The organism is uncultured Metabacillus sp. (assembly GCF_947503125.1).
In the GTDB taxonomy this organism is placed as follows: domain Bacteria; phylum Bacillota; class Bacilli; order Bacillales; family Bacillaceae; genus Metabacillus.
Window position 1 is genome coordinate 36,747 of sequence record NZ_CANNCR010000014.1, and the last position, 22,246, is coordinate 58,992.

23 protein-coding genes are annotated in these 22,246 nt (G+C 36.9%); 17 read left to right on the forward strand and 6 right to left on the reverse strand.

The features are described 5' to 3' along the window. Positions 1–102: 102 nt before the first annotated feature. The gene (gdhA, locus tag Q1B07_RS11820) at positions 103–1,485 is read right to left on the reverse strand and encodes an NADP-specific glutamate dehydrogenase (protein WP_299089969.1); all 1,383 of its coding nucleotides are present in this window, start codon (positions 1,483–1,485) and stop codon (positions 103–105) included. Between the two features lie 170 nt (positions 1,486–1,655). Between gdhA and Q1B07_RS11825 the strand changes: the two genes are divergently transcribed. The 3 genes from Q1B07_RS11825 to Q1B07_RS11835 all read left to right on the forward strand — a co-directional run bounded on the left by Q1B07_RS11825 (position 1,656) and on the right by Q1B07_RS11835 (position 4,383). After that, positions 1,656–2,573 (forward strand): LysR family transcriptional regulator, encoded by a 918-nt coding sequence (locus Q1B07_RS11825; protein ID WP_299089967.1) that lies wholly within the window; start codon positions 1,656–1,658, stop codon positions 2,571–2,573. Between the two features lie 411 nt (positions 2,574–2,984). Next, positions 2,985–4,040: a M14 family zinc carboxypeptidase gene (locus tag Q1B07_RS11830; RefSeq protein ID WP_299090048.1), complete on the forward strand. Its 1,056-nt coding sequence runs from the start codon at positions 2,985–2,987 to the stop codon at positions 4,038–4,040. Positions 4,041–4,191: 151 nt separating this feature from the next. Beyond that, the gene (locus tag Q1B07_RS11835; protein WP_299089965.1) at positions 4,192–4,383 is read left to right on the forward strand and encodes a YbxH family protein; all 192 of its coding nucleotides are present in this window, start codon (positions 4,192–4,194) and stop codon (positions 4,381–4,383) included. Positions 4,384–4,470: 87 nt separating this feature from the next. Here the strand turns inward: Q1B07_RS11835 and Q1B07_RS11840 are convergent, their stop codons facing one another. After that, positions 4,471–4,647, reverse strand: coding sequence for a hypothetical protein (locus Q1B07_RS11840; protein ID WP_299832812.1), 177 nt, complete (start codon positions 4,645–4,647; stop codon positions 4,471–4,473). Positions 4,648–4,837: 190 nt separating this feature from the next. On the opposite strand from Q1B07_RS11840, the gene Q1B07_RS11845 reads away from it, so the two are divergent. The 10 genes from Q1B07_RS11845 (at position 4,838) to Q1B07_RS11890 (ending at position 16,718) form a co-directional block, all read left to right on the forward strand. Beyond that, complete coding sequence (locus Q1B07_RS11845; RefSeq protein WP_299089959.1) at positions 4,838–6,013, forward strand: GntR family transcriptional regulator; 1,176 nt, start codon at positions 4,838–4,840, stop codon at positions 6,011–6,013. A gap of 191 nt (positions 6,014–6,204) precedes the next feature. Then, entirely contained in the window at positions 6,205–7,380 is a 1,176-nt protein-coding gene (locus Q1B07_RS11850; RefSeq protein ID WP_299089956.1) for a GntR family transcriptional regulator, read from the forward strand. A 576-nt stretch (positions 7,381–7,956) separates the two neighbouring features. Then, positions 7,957–9,273, forward strand: a complete 1,317-nt coding sequence (locus tag Q1B07_RS11855; protein WP_299089954.1) for an ABC transporter substrate-binding protein — start codon at positions 7,957–7,959, stop codon at positions 9,271–9,273. Positions 9,274–9,347: 74 nt separating this feature from the next. Beyond that, complete coding sequence (locus Q1B07_RS11860) at positions 9,348–10,286, forward strand: carbohydrate ABC transporter permease (protein ID WP_299089951.1); 939 nt, start codon at positions 9,348–9,350, stop codon at positions 10,284–10,286. Positions 10,287–10,302: 16 nt separating this feature from the next. Continuing rightward, the gene (locus Q1B07_RS11865; RefSeq protein WP_299089948.1) at positions 10,303–11,136 is read left to right on the forward strand and encodes a carbohydrate ABC transporter permease; all 834 of its coding nucleotides are present in this window, start codon (positions 10,303–10,305) and stop codon (positions 11,134–11,136) included. 39 nt (positions 11,137–11,175) lie between these two features. Next, complete coding sequence (locus Q1B07_RS11870) at positions 11,176–12,054, forward strand: sugar phosphate isomerase/epimerase (RefSeq protein WP_299089945.1); 879 nt, start codon at positions 11,176–11,178, stop codon at positions 12,052–12,054. 22 nt (positions 12,055–12,076) lie between these two features. Continuing rightward, positions 12,077–13,183: a Gfo/Idh/MocA family oxidoreductase gene (locus Q1B07_RS11875; protein ID WP_299089942.1), complete on the forward strand. Its 1,107-nt coding sequence runs from the start codon at positions 12,077–12,079 to the stop codon at positions 13,181–13,183. Between the two features lie 60 nt (positions 13,184–13,243). Beyond that, positions 13,244–14,218 (forward strand): Gfo/Idh/MocA family oxidoreductase, encoded by a 975-nt coding sequence (locus Q1B07_RS11880; RefSeq protein ID WP_299089939.1) that lies wholly within the window; start codon positions 13,244–13,246, stop codon positions 14,216–14,218. A gap of 24 nt (positions 14,219–14,242) precedes the next feature. Further along, positions 14,243–15,340: a Gfo/Idh/MocA family oxidoreductase gene (locus tag Q1B07_RS11885; RefSeq protein WP_299089937.1), complete on the forward strand. Its 1,098-nt coding sequence runs from the start codon at positions 14,243–14,245 to the stop codon at positions 15,338–15,340. 343 nt (positions 15,341–15,683) lie between these two features. Further along, a complete protein-coding gene (locus tag Q1B07_RS11890; RefSeq protein ID WP_299089936.1) occupies positions 15,684–16,718 on the forward strand; it encodes a phosphotransferase in 1,035 nt (344 codons plus the stop codon). A 54-nt stretch (positions 16,719–16,772) separates the two neighbouring features. On the opposite strand, the gene Q1B07_RS11895 is transcribed toward Q1B07_RS11890, so the two are convergent. Continuing rightward, positions 16,773–16,991 (reverse strand): hypothetical protein, encoded by a 219-nt coding sequence (locus Q1B07_RS11895; protein WP_299089933.1) that lies wholly within the window; start codon positions 16,989–16,991, stop codon positions 16,773–16,775. 94 nt (positions 16,992–17,085) lie between these two features. Then, positions 17,086–17,271, reverse strand: a complete 186-nt coding sequence (locus Q1B07_RS11900; protein ID WP_299089931.1) for a hypothetical protein — start codon at positions 17,269–17,271, stop codon at positions 17,086–17,088. Positions 17,272–17,725: 454 nt separating this feature from the next. Here Q1B07_RS11900 and Q1B07_RS11905 point away from each other — a divergent pair, with 454 nt between their 5' ends. The 3 genes from Q1B07_RS11905 to Q1B07_RS11915 all read left to right on the forward strand — a co-directional run bounded on the left by Q1B07_RS11905 (position 17,726) and on the right by Q1B07_RS11915 (position 20,214). Then, positions 17,726–18,940: an MFS transporter gene (locus Q1B07_RS11905; RefSeq protein ID WP_299089928.1), complete on the forward strand. Its 1,215-nt coding sequence runs from the start codon at positions 17,726–17,728 to the stop codon at positions 18,938–18,940. Positions 18,941–19,256: 316 nt separating this feature from the next. Next, the gene (locus tag Q1B07_RS11910; RefSeq protein WP_299089925.1) at positions 19,257–19,670 is read left to right on the forward strand and encodes a VOC family protein; all 414 of its coding nucleotides are present in this window, start codon (positions 19,257–19,259) and stop codon (positions 19,668–19,670) included. A 37-nt stretch (positions 19,671–19,707) separates the two neighbouring features. Continuing rightward, positions 19,708–20,214 carry a histidine phosphatase family protein gene (locus Q1B07_RS11915; RefSeq protein ID WP_299089923.1) on the forward strand — a complete coding sequence of 169 codons (507 nt, stop codon included), beginning with the start codon at positions 19,708–19,710 and terminating at the stop codon, positions 20,212–20,214. Between the two features lie 107 nt (positions 20,215–20,321). Here the strand turns inward: Q1B07_RS11915 and Q1B07_RS11920 are convergent, their stop codons facing one another. Continuing rightward, the gene (locus Q1B07_RS11920) at positions 20,322–20,870 is read right to left on the reverse strand and encodes a CBO0543 family protein (RefSeq protein WP_299089920.1); all 549 of its coding nucleotides are present in this window, start codon (positions 20,868–20,870) and stop codon (positions 20,322–20,324) included. Positions 20,871–21,384: 514 nt separating this feature from the next. After that, positions 21,385–21,555 carry a hypothetical protein gene (locus Q1B07_RS11925; RefSeq protein WP_299089917.1) on the reverse strand — a complete coding sequence of 57 codons (171 nt, stop codon included), beginning with the start codon at positions 21,553–21,555 and terminating at the stop codon, positions 21,385–21,387. A 410-nt stretch (positions 21,556–21,965) separates the two neighbouring features. On the opposite strand from Q1B07_RS11925, the gene Q1B07_RS11930 reads away from it, so the two are divergent. Then, positions 21,966–22,163 (forward strand): hypothetical protein, encoded by a 198-nt coding sequence (locus Q1B07_RS11930; protein WP_299089915.1) that lies wholly within the window; start codon positions 21,966–21,968, stop codon positions 22,161–22,163. Positions 22,164–22,246: the final 83 nt, after the last annotated feature.

A 22,246-nucleotide genomic window follows, 5' to 3' on the forward strand; every position in this document is an offset into this window, starting at 1 on the left:
ATTAAATTAAGAAGGAAAAGAGTATAACCATACTAAACTAGTTATGCTAGAGAGACTAGATTTAGTATGGTTTTATTTGTTTCATTCTACCTACTATTACTATTAGATAACCCCTTGAGCAACCATTGCGTCTGCTACTTTTACAAAGCCGGCAATATTTGCACCGACAACGAGGTTGCCTTGTGCACCATATTCTTCAGCTGCTTTCATGCTTTCACGATAGATGTTTTTCATGATTTCATGTAGTTTTGCATCAACTTCTTCAAATGTCCAAGCAAGTCTTGCACTATTTTGCGCCATTTCTAATGCAGAAACAGATACTCCGCCTGCATTCGCTGCTTTAGCAGGAGCAAAAAGCACATGATTGTTTAAGAATATTTCAACCGCTTCAAGAGTTGACGGCATATTTGCCCCTTCACCAATAGCGATGACACCGTTTGAAACTAAACGTTCTGCTGACTCCTTGTCAATTTCATTTTGAGTCGCACAAGGTAAAGCGATATCACATGGTATCGACCAAATTCCAGTAAACCCTTCCATGTAAACTGCTCCAGGATGCTCTTTTACATATTCACTTATTCTTTTGTTCTCTACTTCTTTTAGACGTTTTACAGTTGAAAGGTTAATGCCGTCTTTGTCGTAAACATAACCGTTCGAATCACTGCATGCAACAACTTTAGCACCTAATTGAATGGCTTTTTCAATAGCATAGATCGACACATTTCCAGAACCTGATACAACCACTGTACGATCTTTAAAGCTTAATCCTTTATCAGCCAGCATTTCTTCAACAAAATAAACGGTACCGTATCCAGTTGCTTCCTTACGTGCTAAACTTCCTCCATAACCTATGCCTTTACCTGTTAAAACGCCTGCTTCAAATCCGTTACGCATTTTTTTATATTGTCCAAACATATAGCCAATTTCTCTTGCTCCTACACCAATGTCACCCGCTGGAACATCGATATAAGGTCCAATATATTTGCTTAGCTCAGACATAAAACTTTGCGTAAAACGCATGATTTCTGCATCTGATTTTCCTTTAGGATCGAAGTCAGAACCACCTTTTCCACCGCCGATTGGTTGACCGGTTAAAGAGTTTTTGAAAATTTGCTCAAAACCTAAAAATTTAATGATACTTGTATTAACGGATGGATGAAATCTAAGACCGCCCTTATATGGTCCGATTGCACTATTAAATTGAACGCGATAACCGCGGTTCACTTGTACATTTCCTTGATCATCAACCCATGGCACACGGAAAGAAATTAGTCTTTCTGGTTCTACAATTCTTTCCAATATCGCTTGCTTAATATATTGAGGATTTTTAGCAAGGACAGGAACTAACGAATCAAATACTTCCTTAACTGCTTGAAGAAACTCAGGTTCATTTGGATTTCGCTTTTTTACTTTTTCATATACTTGACTCACATAATTTTGGACATTGTTTACAAATGTTTTTTCTGCATGTTCAATTGTTTTCATGTTATCATTCTCCTATGTGTCAGTCTCAAAAAACATAAAACGAGGAAAGTCATCCGTTTTTGTTAGATTTATTGTTATGTTGTATTTTATAATTTAATAAATGATCGAATCAATATTAAGAATCGATAAAGTTAATGCGTTTTTTGCATGAATCGAAAAGGGGTAGCAAGATGGAAATTAGACAAATACGGTATTTTATGGAAGTGGCGATGCGTGAACATGTAACAGATGCGGCAGATGCCCTACATGTTGCACAGTCCTCAGTGAGCAGACAAATATTTAATTTAGAGAGTGAATTGGGGGTAGATTTGTTTATCCGGGAAGGACGCAGGGTAAAATTAACCCCGATTGGAAAGATCTTTTTAGAGCGGATGCAACATGCAATGAATGTCATTGATGATGCGAGAAGAGAGGTAGAAGAGTATCTTGATCCTGAAAAGGGAACAATTCGCATTGCTTATCCGATTAGTTTGGCTGCGCATACAATGCCAACTGTCATTTATGCTTTTCGGATGCGTTATCCGGATGCAAAATTTCAACTAAAACAAGCTCTCTATCGTGAAATTATTGATGGGGTTATAAAAGGTGACTTTAATCTTGCATTAATAGGTCCGCTGCCAATGGAAGAAAAAAAAATAGATAGGAAAATACTCTTTACAGAACATATTGTTGCACTTCTGCCAATTCATCATCCACTAGCAAAACGATCCTCTATAAAGCTTAGGGAACTTAAAGATGATCCCTTTGTGCTTTTGCCGGAAGGATTTGTGTTTCGTGATATCGTTGTCAATGCCTGCAATGAACTAGGATTTTCTCCGCATGTAGCCTTTGAAGGTGATGATATCGATGCGTTAAAGGGATTGGTTTCAGCCGGACTTGGGGTAGCACTTATGCCTGAGGTCACATTGGTAGAAGCCATTCCAAGATCAACCGTGAAAATCCCTTTAACTGAGCCAAATGTTACCCGAACTGTTGGTGTCATCACACCAATCCACCGTTCATTGCTGCCAACAGAGAAATTATTTTATGATTTTCTCAATGAATTCTTTGTTAGATTAGATCACTTTAATAACTTGGAAAATTTTTAAGTAGTAATGGAAACGAATCGATTCAAATAATAAATAAAATGATTATTTTAGTAGAGTTTATTATAACTCATAAGTTGATTGGAACGAATATGTGAGAAGGCTTTTAGAAAAACGTGTCAAGGGAGGCCCTACATGCACCAGGCACCAAGGAGGCTCCCAGACCACTCGCGAAAAGCGAACACCTGGAACAGATATCAACAGTTAAGTATAACATAGTCTTTATGAATCATCCGTAATCACTATTTCCTATAAACTTACAATTTATGTAAAAAAACAATCCTACCTTCACATATTTCGGATATCGAAATATGTCTAAACAATAGGTAGCCTACTCTATTACTTCTATCAACGTGAACCAGTAAGATAGAATAGTAACTAAGTTGTAGCGAAGGGGAGGAATTGTAAGTGAGTATGAAAAAGAAAGTTTTGTCTATTTCATTATCTAGTTTAATGGCAATAGGGGGAGTTACAGCTGTTTCAATTCCAGCAAACGCAGTAGGCAATGGGCCAAACACGGGGAATGGTTCCATTCAAACATCGAATTTACATACATATGAAAGCATGGTTGATTATTTGAAAACACAGGATTCTAAGCAATCTGCGATGGAGCTTGAAGTCATCGGTAAAACGGTTAAAGGCCGTGATATTTACATGTCCAAATACTTATCAAACCCTGACAATCCAACGGTTTTATTTTTAACCCAGCAACATGGCAACGAGCAGCTAACGACTGAAGGGGCGCTTGAATTTATTAAACACTTAGGCACGAACAAACTTAAAGATGTCCTGGATCATGTAAATGTGCTCGTAATCCCAATGCTAAATGCTGATGGTGCAATGGGTGATGTTAACTTCTCACTTGATAACTATTTAGCTGACGGTGACCGTCACTTAACTCGATATAATGCAAATGAAGTTGATTTAAATCGTGAACATGATAAACCTGTCAGCGAAATGGAGGCAGAAGCAAGAGCACTTCATGAAAATGTGTTTGCGAAGTATGATATTGATTATATGATTGATTTACATCATCAAGGAACACGCAGTGAAACAGACGGCGAGCTCGTATCAGGCTCAATCCTCTATCCAACAAATTCGCAGGTGAAACCAGAAGTATTAGAAGGCTCTAAAAAGCTGGGGGCAATAGTATACAACGCCATTGAAGTTACAGGCTGGGGCCATATTGGAAAATACAACGGAGGGAATGGCGCCAATATCGGTCGTAATGGAGCAGCAATACGATATGATATCTCAACATTACTTTTTGAGATGCGCGGAATGTCAGATCATTATATTGAGTCCTATGCACTTGGTCAAAAAAGCAATGGTTATTTAATTAAACAAACGATTACGACTTTAGAGACAGCTGTAAAAGCAATTGCAGACGGCTCAATTGAAACGGCTGATACAAGCTTCTGGGATACTCTCCCGACGCAAACAAATAGAGCAGAAGAGGAAGACGAATAAAAGTGAGACTTCCATCAGTGGGAGATATACTCCCCGTTAATATGAGATAAAAAACTGCATCTCCTTTTTTGTCGGGGATGCGGTTTTTTTAACGGCTTTTAAGAAATAGTAAGGAGGTAAACAATTAGCCTGACAAGGAGCTGAGAAAAAAATGGGCGCTGTTGAAAGAAATGGCTACCGATTTGAACCCGAATATAGTGTGATTAATCAAAACGGTGCAATTCATGTATTAAATCAAGGAAAGTATATTGAGGAAATAAAATTCACATTTTCTGGAGAGTATCCGGAGTTGGATCAAATAGAACAGCTCATTGATAAGTATTGCGAGCAGCGGGGAATTTAAATTCCCCCATTTAAAAAAGGAGGGATGGCTCCTGAGTTACCCGAAATAAAAAAGAGTGAACAACAATAGAATTCACTCTTAACAACATTATTGGCTATGGCTCTTTGTTGTCGTACTACTTGGACCTTCAGCATTATTATATGGCTCACCATAGCCCTCAAGATGATCAGCATGCTTTATATGATACTCTGATCCCGACCCTTTTTCTTTCTTCATTGAACCCATTTGTGGCATATTTTGATCATTATTTTGCTTAGACAACATTTTCACCTCCTAAACAAATATTAGAATGCTTAGATTTAGTTAAATTATACAAGAAGCCATCGATAACTTTCCTTTGCTGATGAAGTAGGACATTTGACTGGTTACGTAAAGCTAATTACTTGTTCTGTCTGTTTTAGGATGTTATATTTTATATAATATATATAACAATCAGAAAAAGGTGAACCTAAAGATGAATACTCCTTTATATGAAAAAATATACGAACACATCATAAAACAAATAAAGCAAGGACTTTTAAGGCAAGGTGACCGTGTACCTTCAGAAAAAGACTTAGCTGATGAATTTCAAGTAAGCAGAATCACCTCAAAAAAAGCGTTAGATTTACTTGCACAAAACAACATCATTGAACGGATTAGAGGAAAAGGCTCATTTGTTGCTAAACAGGAGAGTGTATTAAGGGAATTACCTTTAACAGAAGAAGAAAGGCATGAAAACAAAAGAACGAGTAAACTAATCGCTTTAATGATCCCGGATTTCGATGATGCCTTTGGATTAAATCTTGTTAAAACAATTGAAAAAGTTTGCCTGCAAAATAATTGCAGCTTGATTATCCGCCGGACACGAGGACATATAAAAGAAGAGGAGAATGCCATCAAAGACCTTGTAAAATTGTGTGTAGACGGAATGATCATCTTTCCTGTTCACGGAGAACATTATAATACAGAATTATTAAGGTTGGTCTTAATGGATTTTCCACTAGTATTAGTTGATCGATATTTAAATGGAATTCCAGCTAGTTCAGTTTGTACTAATAATCAGGCAGCATGTGAAGAATTAACAAATTATCTTTTCACTCTGGGTCATACGAATATCGCCTTTTTGTCACCATCTCCAAGTGGAACATCTACGATTGAAGAAAGACTCCAAGGCTTTCATATTGCTTACACGAAGCGCGGGTTAAAATTAAATCCGAACTTTCTATTGCTTGATTTGATTAGTTCCTTGCCGCAACACATTGAAGATGGACAGGGGAACTCCAAACTAGAAATAGATTTTCTAGCCATTAAACATTTCATAGAAAAACATTCTTCCGTTACGGCCTTTATTGTCAGTGAATATTCATTGGCAGTAACACTTAAGTATGTATTAGAAAAGCAAGGAAAAAAAATTCCTGAGGATTATTCCATTGTCTGCTTTGATTGTCCTGAAAATCGCTTAGAGGAACCGGCCTTTACCCATATCCGTCAACACGAGGAAGAAATGGGGGAGATAGCGGTTCATATGTTAATGAAGCAACTAAAGGGAGAAAAAATCCCTAAGCATACTGTGATCAATTACACTTTAGTTGTAGGGAAATCGACAACCTCTAAATCATTTGCAGAGAATGTGAAACAATTCATTGAATAGGATTGTTTTTTGTTAAGCTGGAACTAGTATGGCCATTATTATTTTTCCGATTTCAGCATAACTTTGAGAAAAGCAAGCTCCAATAGATGTCTGCAGTTATTGTCATCAAATATTTTAAATTTGAATAGTTGTCAAAGCACGGTTTAGTTGTTATATTAAATATAACAATTTAAACTTTGTAAGGAGCTAAAATGAGCCAATTATATAAGAAAATATACCTTGATATTTTAGAAGAAATTAAAAATGGAACATTAAAAACCGGTGACAAAATCCCCTCGGAAAATGAACTAGCTGAAAAGTTCAATGTAAGCCGAATTACAACAAAAAAAGCATTAGATATGTTAGCGCAGAGGAATATTATCGAGCGTTACCGAGGAAAAGGGTCCTTCGTTTCCGAAATGAACCAAGCTATTATTCAATCAACAGTAGAAAAAGAGAATCATTTATTACTAGCTGATTCAAGTTCCAAACAGGATTTAGTCGGTTTTATTCTTCCGGGATTTGGCAATGATTACGGCTCAATATTACTTGATTCAATTGAGAAATATTGCTCAAAACAAAATCTATTGATAGTCATGAAGCAAACATTAGGAAAATCAGAACTGGAAGAAGAAGCGATCAGTTCATTAGTAAGGCTTGGTGTTAAAGGATTAATCTTTTGTCCTTCTCCGGGAAAGCATTATAACAATGCCTTATTAAGACTTGTAATCGATAATTATCCGCTAGTTTTAGTAGATCGATATTTAACAGGCATACCATCAAGCTCAGTTTGCATTAATAATAAAATGGCTTCTATTGAATTAACAAATTATATGCTAGAACTCGGGCATGAGCATATTGGCTATCTATCACCTTCAACAGATGGAACATCCTCCCTGGAAGATAGACTGATGGGTTTCCATGTCGCAATGGCTGAAAAGGGTGTAAGAATAAAACCAGATACGGTCTTGTTGAATATTGAGAGTACCAAACACCACCATTCAAATTTAAAATTTGAAAAGCTGAAAGTTGATGAAAAAGATAGAAGTGAGATTCGTCGTTTAATTGAGAATAACCCTGAAGTCACGGCATTTATAACAAGTGAATATTTAGTCGCTGTTTTACTCTATGAAGTGCTGGTTTCATTAGGTAAGAAGGTACCTGAAGATTATTCTATCGCATGCTTTGATTCTCCAACCGATATTATCGACAAACCATTTTTCACACATATATGGCAAGACGAAGAAAAAATGGGTTGCCTTGCAGTTGATATATTAATTAAACATATTCGTGAAAATGATACACCGCCTATTCACTCAGAGGTAGGATTTAAGCTCATACATGGCAGATCTACGCAAAAGAGAGTAATAAAAACTAAGCAAGTTTAAATGGGCCAAATAAAACAAAGGGTCAATCCCCCTAAAAAACACAATATATAGAAAAAAATGAAGTTCAGGTTTCTATATTTGTGTATGTTTGGAGAGGGACAGTCCCTTTTTTATTTTGTCATCTACTACCAAATGAACAGGATACTATTTTGGAGAGAAATATACATATATTTGTTATATTATAATTATACATATAATTTGTAACCCTAAAATATTTTAAAAAATTAGAAAAATATTATTGACATGTTTTATTTCACATTGATATACTAATCTTGTAAATATAAAGTTGTTATAACATTTGATATATTTGTAGATTTTATATGAATAATTGATATGAAAATATACATGATTAGGCACTAAATCTTTCATAACATTTTAAAACAGATTACATCTCGAGCACAATCATGGTGCGAAAATATTTTACAACTTGTTGTAAGCGTATTCATACAAAGGGGTAAAATCATACCTTAACAGGTTTGATTTACATATATAAAGTTTTTAAATAAGGGGGATGGCTATCAGTTATTTATTTAGAAAGTGATAAAAAATTTTCAAACTAAGGGGAGGTAAGGTCTTATGAAATGTAGGGGTAAAAAGGTTGGTATTTTCACATTAGCGATTTTTCTCATATTAAGTATCGTATTGTCTGCTTGTTCTTCAAAGGAATCAGGTTCTTCAGACGGAGGCGGAGATGGAAAAGGACAGACACAAATCACTTTCTGGCATGGAGCCACTGACATTGGTTTACAAGCACTGAAGAAAATGGTAGCAGCATTTGAAGAAAAACATCCTGATATTAAAGTAAAAATGGTCTATACCGAGGCTAGTGAAGGAGCAGACCAAAAGCTGTTAACTGCTGTTGCTGGTGGAAACCCGCCTGATGTTGCGCTTTTTGACAGATTTAAAATTGGTTCATGGGCTGCACAAGAAGCTTTGACTGATCTTACAGATATGGCTGAAGCTGACGGTATAACGGAGGACCTTTATTATCCATATGCTTGGAAGGAAGCAAATTACAAGGATCGATTATATGGTCTGCCATATACAACAGATTCACGTATGCTTTACTATAATAAAGATCACTTTAAGGAAGCTGGCTTAGATCCAGAAAATCCTCCTAAAACTATTGAAGAATTGGAAGCAGCTGCAGAAAAGTTAACGAAAAAAGAAGGCAAGCGCTTTAAACAAATTGGTTTTATCCCATGGTATGGTCAAGGCTGGCTATATGGTTGGGGATGGAGCTTTGGTGGAGATTTCTATAATGAAGAAACTGGTGAAGTAACTGCAAACGATCCGAAGGTAGTTGAAGCATTAACATGGATGGCGAAGGTAGCTCAAAAATTTGGTGTAGAGGATATTGCAGGGTTTGAAAGTTCTGCAGGTTCTGGAGCAATGGATCCATTCATTTCAGGACAAATCAGTATGAAAGTTGATGGAAACTGGACGATTTCGGCGATTGAAAAATACAAGCCTGACTTAAATTATGGTGTAACTCCAATCCCAACACCAACTGGAACTGACTTTACAACTTGGTCTGGCGGACATGCGGTTGTTATACCGAAAGGTGCAAAAAATGAGGAAGCAGCTTGGGAATTCGTTAAGTTCTTTGGTACGGAAGAAGGACAAGAGGTATACTTCTCTGAACTTCCTGGTGACCTTTCTGTTATCCCGGCAGTTAATGAGAAATTAGGCCGTGGAGAGAATGAAAAATTAAAGCCGTTTATTGATATCTTACCGAATTCACATAGTAGACCGGTAATCCCTGAAGGTCAATTATTGTGGAATGAAATTGTCGATGCAAGAGAAAAAACAGTAAGAGGAAATGGAACTGCACAAGAAAACCTTGATAAAGCGACAGAAACAGTAAATAAAGCCCTCGAGAAGTATAAATAAATGTTTCGGGGTGACTCGGGCGAGAGCTATTTTGAGTCACCCTCCTTACTTAACTAGTTGAAAGGGGGATCTATATGGCGGAAGTAACGAAACAAACTCGCCTTCAGGAACCTGTTGTTGTGAAGAAAAAGAAATTATCGAACAATTCAAATCTTCACGGATGGCTTTTTGCTTCACCTTGGATTATCGGTTTTACAGTGTTTTTTGCTTTTCCGCTTATTGCTTCAATCTATTTCAGTTTTACAACGTATAGCATCCTGCAACCTGGGGAATTCGTTGGTTTTAAAAATTACCAAGATCTTTTCAAGGATGATTTATTCTGGAAATCAATTTATAATACCGTTTATTTCACAGTATTATTCGTTCCATTAAGTATTATATTCGGTGTCGCGTTAGCAATGATGTTGAATATGAAAATAAAAGGAATGGCTATTTATCGGACAATTTTCTTTTTACCGACACTCGTACCGCATGTAGCTTTAGCGGTTTTGTGGATGTGGCTATTAAATCCTGGTTTTGGTCTTATAAACGGGATGCTTGATATGATTGGTATTCAAGGACCAAACTGGCTTGGAAGTGAATTATGGTCAAAACCTTCCCTCATTTTAATGTCACTTTGGGGAATTGGTCAATCGGTGATTATTTATCTTGCTGGACTAGGCGATATTCCAGAGGAACTCTATGAGGCAGCTGAGGTTGATGGTGCAAATTGGTGGCAGAAAACTAGAAACGTAACATTGCCATTACTGACTCCAGTTATTTTCTTTAACTTGGTCATGGGTGCAATCGGGGCATTCCAACAGTTTACCTTGCCGTACACAATGACCCAGGGGCAAGGAACTCCAGCCAATTCATTAACGTTTTATGTCATGCATCTTTATGATAATGCATTTAAATTTTTCCAAATGGGATATGCTTCAGCAATGGCATGGATCCTTTTCGTCATTGTTATGGCCCTAACCGCTGTAATCTTTATTACTTCTAACCGTTGGGTTCATTACCAAGGGAAGTAGAAAGGAGTCAGATGAAATGAGTGCAAAAGGGAAGATTAAATTTCAGAAAACCTTGTCACATTTATGCTTAATTATCGCATCGTGCTTCTTTATTATTCCATTTATCTGGATGGTATCAACATCCTTGAAACCTATTACTCAAGTATTTTCTTACCCGCCGGAATGGATTCCGAAACCGTTTCAGTGGTCAAATTATTTGGATGCAATGGAATATATCCCGTTTTTTACTTATTTAAACAATACGGTTGTGATTACGCTAGTAAGTACACTTGGTGTTGTTCTAACATGTCCCCTGGTAGCTTACAGCTTTGCGAAGTTGGAATGGAAGGGACGTAATGTGTTTTTTTTCATTACCATTGCGGTCATGATGATTCCTGGTCAGGTAACGATGATTCCATTATTTTTGATCTTTAACAAAATGGGATGGGTCGGAACACCGCTTCCTTTAATTGTACCTGCCTTTTTCGGCGTACCCTTTTACATCTTTTTATTACGTCAATTCTTCTTAGGGCTGCCGAATGATTTAAGGGATGCGGCTAAAATTGACGGAGCTAGCGAATTTCGAATTTATTGGCAAATTATGCTTCCATTGGCAAATCCTGCCGTTCTAGCAGTAGGGTTATTCCAATTCATGGGCAGCTGGACAGATTTTATCGGTCCATTACTCTACTTAACAGATGAAACCCAATATACATTGTCATTAGGACTTCAGCAATTCCAAACGCAAATGGGTACTGAGTGGGGATTAATGATGGCTGTATCAACAATGATGACACTACCAATTATTATCTTGTTTTTCTTTCTACAAAAAACGTTTATTCAAGGAATCACGTTTAGTGGAATTAAATAGTTTTATAAAAATATATGATTATAGCAGGAGGTTGTTGGCATGACGAAGAAAATAGGTATGAGAATTCCACCAAAAATTGGTGCTGACGGAATTGAATCCGTAGCAAAGTGGGCTTCTAGCATTGGCATTGATGTCATTGATGTTCCTTATTATAACGAAGAAGTGAAAGCGGTCCTTGAGGCAAACGGACTTGAAGTAGGTTCGATTGATGGTGTTGGAGCTGTTGGACAAACGAAGCTTTTAAGTAAAGATGAGGCTGCACGGACAGAAGCTGTGGAAGCGCTTAAAAACCAAATAACAGAAATCTCTCGTCTAGGCGGGAAAGTGATGTTTATATGTCTTGTTCCTGAGGATATCACGATGTCACGCAAAGATGCTTTTGAAATTTGGAAAGAAACGTTTCCTAGTATTGTCGAACATGCAGAACAAGAAGGGATTTATCTTGCATTAGAAGGTTGGCCGGGACCAGCGCCATACTATCCAACTTTGGGCAGTACACCTGAAATGTTAAGAGCCATGTTTGATGCGATCCCTTCGAGACATTTTGGGATTAACTATGACCCATCACATTTAGTTAGACTTGGGATTGATTATCTAAGAGTCATGAGTGATTTTGGCGACAGAATTAATTACTGTCATGGCAAAGACACCGAAATTTTATTTGATGAGCAATATGAATGCGGTAACATTGCTGCCACCTTTGGCGTTCACTATGATTTTTCAGAAGGGCCTTGGAGATATACAATTCCGGGACAAGGGGATGTTAATTGGGCGAAAGTAGCTGTTCGTTTGGAAAAGATCGGTTATGAAGGACCAATTAGTATTGAATTGGAAGATCATCGTTATTGGGGCTCTATGGAGAAGGAACAGCAAGGAATTATAAAAGCTAAAGAACATCTTGAAATTTACTTTAAATAAAGAAATCTAGGAGGAAATGAAAATGACAAGAACAGTAAAGGTAGCCATTATCGGGTGTGGAGGAATCGCAAACGGTAAGCATATGCCAAGCTTATCAAAATTAAAACATGTTCAACTAGTAGCATTCTGTGACATTTTAGTAGAAAGAGCAGAAAAAGCGGCGGCTGAATACGGTACACCAGATGCAAAGGTATATGACGATTACCGCGATCTTCTTCAAGATAAAACAATTGAGGTAGTGCATGTCCTTACGCCAAATGATTCCCATGCAGAAATTTCAGTAGCGGCGCTTGATTCAGGGAAGCATGTAATGTGTGAAAAGCCAATGGCAAAAACATCTGCTGAAGCAAAAGCAATGCTAGAGGCTGCAAAACGTTCTGGTAAAAAGCTGACAATCGGTTATAACAATCGCTTCCGTCCAGATAGCCAGCATTTACATAAAGTATGTGAACGCGGAGATTTAGGTGAAATTTATTATGCGAAGGCACATGCGATTCGCCGCCGTGCAGTTCCGACATGGGGCGTATTCTTAGATGAAGAAAAACAAGGCGGTGGACCATTGATTGATATTGGTACACATGCACTTGATTTAACCTTGTGGATGATGAATAACTATAAGCCTAAATCTGTTATGGGTTCGACATACCATAAATTAAGCCAAAAGAAAAATGCAGCAAATGCATGGGGACCGTGGGATCCTGAAAAGTTTACTGTTGAAGATTCTGCATTTGGCTTTATCACAATGGAAAATGGCGCAACGATTGTGTTGGAATCAAGCTGGGCATTAAATTCTTTGGATGTGGATGAAGCAAAATGCTCACTTAGCGGAACAGAGGGTGGCGCTGATATGAAGGATGGACTGAGAATCAATGGTGAAAGCTTCGGTAAGCTTTACACGACAAAAGTTGATCTTGGACCAGGCGGAGTGGCCTTTTACGATGGAAAGGCAGAATCAGATGCAGATTTAGAAGCCCGCCTTTGGATTGATAATATCATTCATGACACAGAGCCTGTCGTAAAACCTGAACAAGCTTTTGTTGTTACACAAATCTTAGAAGCAATCTATGAATCTGCTAAAACAGGTAAAGCTGTTTATTTTGAAGAACAATCCTCTTTCGTTACAAATTAATAAAAGTTTGTTTCGCTTCCAATCTGCATGTCGGAAAAGAATGTTAACGGGGTGATCGAGATGTTAAGAATAAGGTTAGGTATTATTGGCACAGGCGGCATTTCTCACTTGCATGTGAAACAATTAGGTGAAATCGAACATGCTGATATTGTTGCAGTAGCTGATCCGAATGAGAACAATCGGAAGACGTTAATTGAGAAATTTCACCTTGAAGGTGTTAAAGAGTTTGATAGCCATCAAGACATGCTTGAGGATATCCCGATGGATGCGGTGTTAATTTGCTCACCGCATACCCTTCATTATCAGCATGTAGTTGATAGCATCAACCATGGTTGTCATGTTCTGATTGAAAAGCCGATGGCCTGTTCATTAAAAGAAGCAGAAGAGCTTATCGAGTTAGCGAAGGAAGCAAACAAGCTGCTCCAAGTATCCTACCAAAGACATTTTGAACCGGCTTTCCTTTATATACGCGAAGCAATTGCTAACGGCAAAATTGGCAAGCTTACATCAATCACTGCTTCTTTATATCAAGATTGGAAACATTTAACAAAGGGGACTTGGCGGCAAAATCCTTCGTTATCAGGTGGAGGTATGCTGATGGATTCAGGCAGTCATATTGTTGATGTTCTTTTATGGACGACAGGCTTAAAGGCTCTTGAAGTTGAAGCAAAAATGGAGCTGCATCAAACACCTGTCGAGCAGGATTCATTTACCGCAATCCGCTTTGAAAATAATGTAGTTGCCGGACTGAATATTATCGGAAATGCCCCATGCTGGCATGAAACCTATGTTTTTTGTGGGGAAAATGGAGCAATTTTCTATGATAATGGGAAGATTACGCTCAGGCTTTTAGGTCAAGAAGCGATTGAACCTGAGCTCCCAATGCAAACAACTAATTCGGATAAAAGCTTTATTGAGGCCATTTTAGGTAATCAAGAAGTAATGGTCCCAGGGGAATTTGCAAAAGAAGTCGTAACATTAACTGAAAGAATTTATCAAGCGGCAGGCTATCAACCGATCAATACTGTTAGCTGACCGAATAGAAAGCAGGGAAAGTAGATGTCTAATACAATCAATATCGGTATTATTGGCAGCGGTGGAATTGCCGCTGCCCATGCAAGAGCCTATAAGCAAATGCCGGATGTAAGAATTGTCGCTGTAGCCGATGTCATTCCGGGCAAGGCAGAGCAATTTATTGAACAGCTTGAATTAATAGAAGCAAAGGGATTTGATGATCACTTAGAGCTATTAAAAATGGATATTGATGGAGTCAGTATTTGTACACCAAATGTTGCCCATCACAACACAAGCATTGATTCTCTGTTTGCTGGGAAAAACGTGCTTGTTGAAAAGCCAATGGCTGTTACCTTAGATCAAGCAATTGAGATGGTTGAAGCTTCACAAAAGTCGAATAAGATCCTTTCAGTTGGTTTTCAACCAAGGTATGATCCGAATATGCAGGCAGTAAAAGAGATTGTTCAATCTGGCCAATTAGGGAATGTTTATTATGTTCAAACCGGAGGGGGACGCCGACGCGGGATGCCAGGTGGAACATTTATTAATAAACGATTAGCAGGAGCAGGAGCTATGGCGGATATCGGTTGCTATTCACTGGATCTTGCCTTAAATGCGCTTGGCTATCCTAAGCCACTTACTGTATCAGCTTATACGTCTAACCATTTTGGAACAAATCCGCTCTATCATCCTGAAGCGAATAAGTTTGAGGTAGAAGATTTTGGAGTGGCGATGGTCCGATTAGAAGGCGGCATCGTGTTGAATTTCAAAATATCATGGGCAATGCATATGGACTCTCTTGGACCTACGATCTTCCTTGGAACTGACGCCGGCTTAAAACTAACTCCTGCAGGCAGCGGTCCTTGGAGCGGTGTATGGGATGGGGGAATCGGTTCAATCAGCCTATTCCATGATATAAAAGGCCATCATGCTGAATCAACGATTCCTGTACAAAATCATCAGCTAAATATTTTCTATGAAAAAGTTCGCGACTTTGTTGTGGCAATAAAGGAAGGAAAACCTGCGCCAATCCCTGGGGAACAAATTGTCATTAACCAAGCGATTATCGATGGCATCTTACGCTCATCTGAACAAGGCAGTGAGGTAAAAATTGAGATTCCTGAGTTTAGTATAAGTTCTTAAAAAGAAAGCAGGAATTAATATTTCGTCCAGAAAATAAGTCAGGATGTTTAAAATCTTATTGAGGCTGTTTTACTAGCAGCCTTTTTCTTCGTTCACGAAAATATAAAATTCTTGAACTGTAGATAAGCGCTTTGACATCCAGCTCCGAAGCATAGGATGTGCAAGTGCAGTCAGTGCGACAGGACGTCGCGTTTTTGACTGCCAGCGCCTAGCCCCTCTAGGGTCTAGCCAAATTGGAATTGAAGGCAAAAAACGCCTTCTATTCCAATTCGTCTTATTTGCCCTAGGCTGATCGAGGCGCTTTCGCTTTTGTTCGTTTTATGATATATAGGAGGGAGGCAATATGAAAAGAGATAACTCCGGGATTAATACTGAAACCCTTATACAAATAATAGAAGAAGCTTACCCAATTGGGAAAATAAATGGGGTTCATTTCATTCCAAAAGGAGAGGGAGGGTATGGTTACCATATTAAAGCTAAGAGCGGGAAAAGCTTTTTTGCAAAAGTTGAAAAAATGGATGATAGTAATTATCTTTCATTTGCATTATCAGTTGTTTCTACTCTTTGCCATCAATATGGTAAGAAGTATGTAGTAGCGCCAATCCCCACATGCAGCGGGAAAGAGTTGTTAAAAATAAACGATAATGCCATTTCGCTCTTCCCATACATTAACGGTAGCTCCATTTATGATCAAAAAAATTTTAACTTTTATTTAGAACCGATTTCTAGGCTGATGGCAGATTTACATTCAATAGACTGTAGAGTATTTGAACAAATCCCAATAGAACAATTTGAAAATCCTTTTGAGGGAACAATTCGCAAGCTTTTACAAATATCAGCACATCATGATCTTAGGGAAAATGATTATAAGGAAAAAACAGCTTTATTATTTAAGAACGAAAGAGATGATTTACTAAAAGTCCTACAGAAAATGAAAACAATGCAAATGAAATTTTCTGCATTACCAGTAGAGCTTGTGATGACGCATGGTGATGCTAATTTTGCAAATATATTACGTGATAACGATGAGAAATTATTTATCATTGATTGGGGAGAAATCAAAATAGCGCCTGTAGAACGAGACCTTATGAACTTTATTGAAGTTGATGGAGAACCAGTTGATTTTAAACGCTTTTTAACAAGTTATCTTATGCAACGTCCCAATACAATCATAGATGAGGAAATATTCGAATTTTATTTTTATCGCTGGTGTCTGCAGGAGATTGCAGATTATGGAAGTCGTATATTGCTTTTGAACAATTCAGAGGAAGATATGAAGGAAAGTTGGAAAGAGCTCCAACCATATTTGCCAATTTCACATCAATTGATTCAGAGTCGGGTGGCAGAAATAAAAAGAATCATTAGGATGTATTTTTAATTGTTTAAATAGAAAAACGCACATAGAAACCTCATGTGCGTTTTTCAATATGCATTATCGTTTTTTCTTTTTTACCTGTTCTAAACTAAGTTTATTTTTATTTACAATTTCTAATTGAAGCTGTACAAAAAATTTGTTTTCATCTATCTGCGTAACATTTACGACTTTACCTTTTCGGCCTTTAATTTTTAATTCCTCACCATCAGTTGGAACACGTCTAAGAAGCTGACTTAATAAAAGATTTTTGTTTTCAAAAAAATAAACAGCAAACATGTTTTCCTCACCTATTTCTTTTGATATAGATTAATTAAAACTTATGTTTTTAAAAAAGAAGAGCACCCATCAAGAGTGCCTTCCTAAAACGTATTTACTTACTAAATAAACCTTTTACGCCATGATAAAGTAAGACGAGTGAGAAGACTAAAACAGTTAGTATGCCGAGAATATTAGTAAATGGTGAAACGCTTTCAAGGAATGAGCCAGCTAAAGGAACTTTAATAAGTGCAAAACCTGATAAAATCGTAGCAAGGAATAAGAAAATCCGATTATCCATTGGTTTCTCCTCCTTCCTATGAGATTGATACATTATATGTCACGAGTATGACAAATATGTCGTTAAAGTAAATATAGGAAAAATATTAAATTGAAGGATAGTCCAGAAAATACCATCTTTAAAAATCACAATTTTCTCCAAAGACGTGGGAAGATCATTTTTTTATTGAATCAGCTTGTTAAACCTGTTAGTATAATATCAAAATAATATTTTTACCTTTAATACGGTCCAGAGAGGCCGAAAAGGGTGGCAAGTGAAAACTAATTTATGGATTCATGTATGTCTTATTATGCCCTTTTGTCCTCTGTGACCAAAGGGCATTTTTAAGTTTATTAATAAGTACCTCTTTTAATCAGAGTCCCGTGAGGCTTGAAAAGAGAATGGATGAATTCAAACTCCATTCCTTCAAAGTAAAAAGAGATATGACAAGATCACAACGGAGGGTGGAACTACAATGAATTATCGTAAAAAAACAGTCGTTGCATCTGTAGCAGGTTTAACATTGGAAGGCATGGACATCATGTTTATCTCATTTGCGATGTCAATGATTATATCCGAATTTAACATTGATTTAGCTACTGGCGGTCTTATTTCTTCCATAACAAATATTGGAATGCTAATTGGTGGTGTATTATTCGGAATTTTAGCTGATAAATTTGGGAGAGTACGAATTTTCACTTATACTATTATTTTGTTTGCAATTGGAACAGCCTTAACTGGACTAGCTACAAATATTGAACAGGTTTACTTATATCGATTCATTGCCGGCTTAGGTGCTGGTGGAGAATATGGCATCGGGATGGCGCTTGTTGCAGAGGCGTGGCCAAAGAATAAACAAGGAAGAGTTTCTTCATATGTAAGTGTCGGTGCACAATATGGCGTTATTCTTGCAGCCTTGCTTAGTGCGATGATTCTTCCTTTATTCGGTTGGCGAGCATTATTCTTTGTTGGTGTCCTACCCGTCATTTTTGCTTATCTTGTACGCAAAAACTTAGATGAATCACCGGAATGGGTAGCTGCTCAAAAAGAAAAGAAAGTTGAAAGCAAAAAAGAGAAAGGTAAACTGCTGCAGTTATTTGAAACACCAAGAATTGCTTTTACAACATTATCTTTAGCGATTATGGCAACTGTGCAGATCGCAGGTTACAATGGATTGATGATCTGGCTGCCATCCATGCTGCAACAATCACAAGGATTGTCGGTTTCCGGTTCAGCGCTTTGGACAATCAGTACAGCTGTTGGAATGATTATCGGAATGCTGACCTTTGGACAATTTATGGATCGATTTGGTGCAAAACGGTCATACGGAATATTTCTTCTTGCTTCAGCATCAGCAGTATTTTTATATTCGTTTGCTGAAGGAAGTGCAGGTGTCTTAATCGGCGGTGCGATCGTTGGCTTCTTCTCTAACGGAATGTTTGCTGGATATGGTGCATTAATCAGCAGTTTTTATCCTGTTAAAATTCGCAGCACCGCAACGAATACAATTTTTAATTTTGGTAGAGCCGTTGGCGGCCTTTCGCCAATTCTTGTCGGATATATTTTGCAAAGCTATGATATGACAATCGCCATGACTTATTTAGCAGCATTATACTGCGTATCCTTTATTGTAATGCTAAGTCTTAAAGAAAAGAACAAGCATGCTTCTTTAGAAAAACGTTCAGCTTAATACATTTAGTAAAAAGTGTTACCGTAAAAATGGTAACACTTTTTTTCTGACGAACAAAGAATAGCTGTAGAATGTACTAATTAGCTATGTTTCTAGTAAATAAGTTAGAGAATTTTGACCCAACAATTGTTCATATGGTAATATATAGAAAAATAGTAAAGGATTTATGTGGGGACCATTGTTTCTATCATTACATACCTCAATGGTTTAGACAAAGAATCGAATTTTGCTTAAATGATGATTTACAGCCATAATTTAAGAAATTCAACTGAATCAGTAAAAAATATAAATACATAGCTTTTATATGGAGGTAAAAATGGAACCGAGAATTACAGTGATTACGTTAGGTGTAGATGATTTGAAAAGGTCGTTAACATTTTATCGTGACGGACTAGGTTTGCCGACAAAAGGAATCGAAGGCGAAGAATTTGAGCACGGTGCTGTTGCCTTTTTCGATCTGCAGTCGGGTTTAAAGCTTGCAATATGGAATCGAAAGGATATTTCTCATGAAGCAAAAATACCTTTGACAGCTCCAAGCGCGACCGAATTTACAATTGGTCACAATGTAGACAGTAAAGAAGAAGTCGATTTGGTCATGGAGCAAGCTAAACAAGCTGGTGCTGTCATCACAGATCCTGCACATGAAACCTTTTGGGGTGGCTATTCCGGACATTTTCAAGATCCTGATGGTCATTTATGGGAAGTAGTTTGGAACCCGCATTGGACATAAAGGTTCGTGTTTACGATTTAATAATGGAGTGGTTTAGGTGAAAATCATTTATCTTGTAAGACATTGTGAAGCTAATGGGCAGGAAGCCGATGCAGACCTTACAGTCCGCGGTTTTAATCAAGCAATTGAACTATCTAACTTTTTCTCTGATTTCACGGTTGAGCGGATTATTTCGAGTCCATATAAGCGTGCGATGAAAACTGTTCAGCCGCTTGCTAAGCGATTAAAGATAGAAATTGAGAGTAATAGTAATTTGTCAGAACGTATTTTAAGCACGAGTAATCTTCCAGATTGGTATGATTTATATTTCTATTCGATGTGGGATTGGGATGCATGGAAGGATGCAGGCGGAGGAAAACAAGCGTATTCTTTTTTACCTTTTGTATTTGCAGCTTACTTTGTAACCGTTGGATGTATTTATTCATCGAAGCTGCACTTTTTCGGAATCCTGTTTGGCCCAGTCTGGCTTCCGATGTTGAGTTTGATACCAGGCTTAGTGATTGGATTTATTATAATGAAATATTTAGTGAAAAAGAAAACTTAATTGAATTTTAAGCATTTGTCTGTCACACCCTGATCACTTTAAGGATTAGAAGATTGGCAGTTTGTTTTATAAACACAAAAAAAGGTGGGAATGTTGTTTCTCACCTATTATTTTTGTTCTTTTAGTTCAGCAAATCTGTTTCTTGTACCAAGGTAATGAGCAATAAGATACATGATATATTGAATAATAAATGAATAAAAGTAGTTCCATTTTACAGGGTCATATATTCCAATTCCCTTTACAATTGGTAAAGCAATCAAAGAAAATACTGCAAAAGCAAAGGCCTTAAGGAATGGATTAATCTTTGGCTTAATTTGCAAAATAAACATCACCGTGATAGGCAAAATAGCAAAACTAAAGGGGGTGTAGGTTGGCACAATCGGAATAACTTCATAATCATACTTCCATAATCCAAAAAACGTCCCCACATAGTCCAAAGTTGAAGAGGCTAATGCAACAAAGAGTCCAGCATAATGAAGTCTATCAGCACTTTTTCGTTTTCTAAATTTAAACCAAAGGATATAAGGCACAATGATCAGTATAACACCTAACCACCAATGGTAGGTAAATAATGTTTTATCAATCCAAGCCTGGATGGTTTCTTCATTTAAATTCATATTTTTTTTATAAAACTCAGAAAATGTATCAAATATCATATGAGTACCTCGTACTTGTTTTACCATTAAAATGAACTTTAAATAGCAATAATATTCATTTATTGAAAAAATACCGGTTTAATTAAAAGGAAAAAGTTATTATACAGATCTTTAAGAAACTGAATGATGATACTGTTTTTAAACAAAAATGATAAAACAAGTTTTTTTAAAGGGGGACGCATAGATTTTTTTCCAGAATAATACAAGGTATATCTTTCATAAAGTTTGATAAAGGCAAAACATATGGGTAAGGTGAATGATATTAATTAAGATCTAAAAACTAGCTTCCAAAAAGGGGCTGATAGTTTGTATAGAAATAAACATAAACACGTAATCATGTTATTGAGTTTTTTGTTACTTATCATTTTTATCGTTAATATAGTTCTTTACGTTAAAATTCACATCGTATATACTTCAGGAATCGGACCATTTTTTCTAATTGGATTTATCATTTTGGCTATTGTGATTCTATATTTAAAAGGGTAAGTCGCTTCAAAAAATGAAAACTACGGCGTCATCTTAAATAATAAACATGGTGTATCCCATGTTGACCAGGTACTGTAAAAGATGGCTGCCACCAAATATATGGAACAAGATGAGGATGATAACCAGAAGGGTAAAGATAATGGGCCATTTCATACCCAGGAAGACTCGGGATTTGTCCTGTAATGACTGTGTAACGCAAGTGTAACAGCTCCTTTTGTTAATGTTCTAGTTGATTTATAATGTATGTTATATAGAGTTCTGACGATACTATGTATTTTTATACATTAATTGTTCCACCATCTGATGTCAGAATTTGAGTGGGTAACTTTATTTGAAAAGCTAAAAATTTATATAATGAAAAATATGACTAGGATACAACTCTTTTTATTAAGTGTTTCATCATCAGTTATTCTTTATTTATACCAACTATTCTTAGAAGATGCTCTGAAACCAGTAACAAATAAACAATAAAATGGAAAAATGACAACTAACTAAAAAAAACGTTCGACAACGACACCAATTTACAAATTTTTCACCTTTTTCACGGTATAGTAAATCTTGTCATATTAATGTTTTGTTTTCTAGTATGGTAGGGGGAAAGTAATTGAAATGACTAGATTGTTAATGGAAAAAGAGATTGATGAAACAGTTGCTTATGTTGTAGATCGATTTTTAACAGCAGGAATAAAAGAGGATCAATTACTAGCAATAACACGTACAATGACATCTGATTTTGGCGTGAATTCCGAAGAAAAAGCTGAAAAACTAGTTAAGAATTACCTAACATCACTGGGATTGAATGAATAGTAGTTTGAATTTCATCTTTTTATTTGGACAGGTCAGCTTGCCTGTTCTTTTTTATATCTAATTGTTAAGGAGTACAAGAGTAA